The organism is Metabacillus fastidiosus NBRC 101226, assembly GCF_001591625.1.
GTDB lineage: Bacteria > Bacillota > Bacilli > Bacillales > Bacillaceae > Metabacillus > Metabacillus fastidiosus.
In genome coordinates, this window is the sequence record NZ_BCVG01000226.1 from 1 (window position 1) to 1,223 (window position 1,223).

Annotated in this window: 1 protein-coding gene; it reads right to left on the reverse strand. The window is 41.2% G+C overall.

The features are described 5' to 3' along the window. Positions 1–1,213, reverse strand: a 1,213-nt coding sequence (locus BFA01S_RS21530) for an amino acid adenylation domain-containing protein (RefSeq protein ID WP_369690834.1), incomplete at its 3' end; no start/stop codon positions are given. Positions 1,214–1,223: the final 10 nt, after the last annotated feature.

The window sequence follows — 1,223 nt, forward strand, 5'->3', positions numbered from 1 at the left end:
CATATTCCACTCCTGATAGTGCGCTTTTCTCTGGCTCAGGCAACGCTTTTCTGTCCACTTTATCATTCGAGGTTAGAGGTAGCTTGTCTAGCTGGACAAAATAAGCCGGAATCATATAATCAGGAAGGTCCTTCTCCAAAAACTCTCTTAGCTTGGCTGAATTCAAGGCCTTTTCAGAAACGATATAGCCGCATAGATACGTATGTTGATCCATATCCTCTCTCGCGATGACGACCGCCTCTTTTATCTCTGAATGCTTTAATAGATGACTCTCAATTTCACCTAGTTCAATTCTGTATCCACGAAGCTTCACCTGATGATCAATTCTGCCAATAAATTCGATAGTTCCATCCGCCAGCCATTTGGCAAGGTCTCCTGTACGGTACATTCTCTCTCCCGGGACAAAGGGATTCGATACGAATTTCTCCGCTGTCAATTCCGGATTGTTTAAATATCCTCTAGCTACTCCGTCTCCTGAGACACATAATTCTCCAGCTACTCCGATTGGACATAAGCGGTTATCCTGATTCACGATATAAATTTCTGTATTGTAAATCGGCTTACCGATTGGGATATTATGACCTTTTTGATCCACCAGATAGCTCGTGGTAACACCTGTATTTTCTGTCGGTCCATAAGCGTTAACCAATTGGTAGCTTGTATCCGTCTTCAGATTTAACTGTTCACCGCCGGATATTAACATTCTTAGAGAATGGTTTTCCTGCTGGATAAACTGTTCACCAACCTTATAAGGCAAGGTTGCGACTGTGATACCTTGTTGATTCATATATTCATTTAGTTTTTCCATATCAAGTCGGATATCGGCATTTAATACATGCAAGGTGGCTCCTGTAAGTAAACATGGGAAAATTTCAGTGATGGAAGCGTCAAATGAAATTTTCAGATAGTTCGTAATCCGGTCACTTTCTTTGATGTGATGGAAATCGACATACCAGTGGCATAAATTCATCAAGGATTTATGTTCTACCAATACTCCTTTTGGCTGACCGGTAGAGCCTGATGTATAGATGACATAAGCTAAATCGTTCCGTTTATTCCGTACGATTAAATTCGTATGTGCTTGTTTAAAAATCCTTTCATCATCCATCGTGATCATACCTATGCCCACGTGCTCAGCAAAAGGGATCTTTTTCGTTAAGTGAGCCTGTGTGAGAACGAGTTTGGTGTTACTGTCCTCAATCAGATACCTGATTCGATCTTCT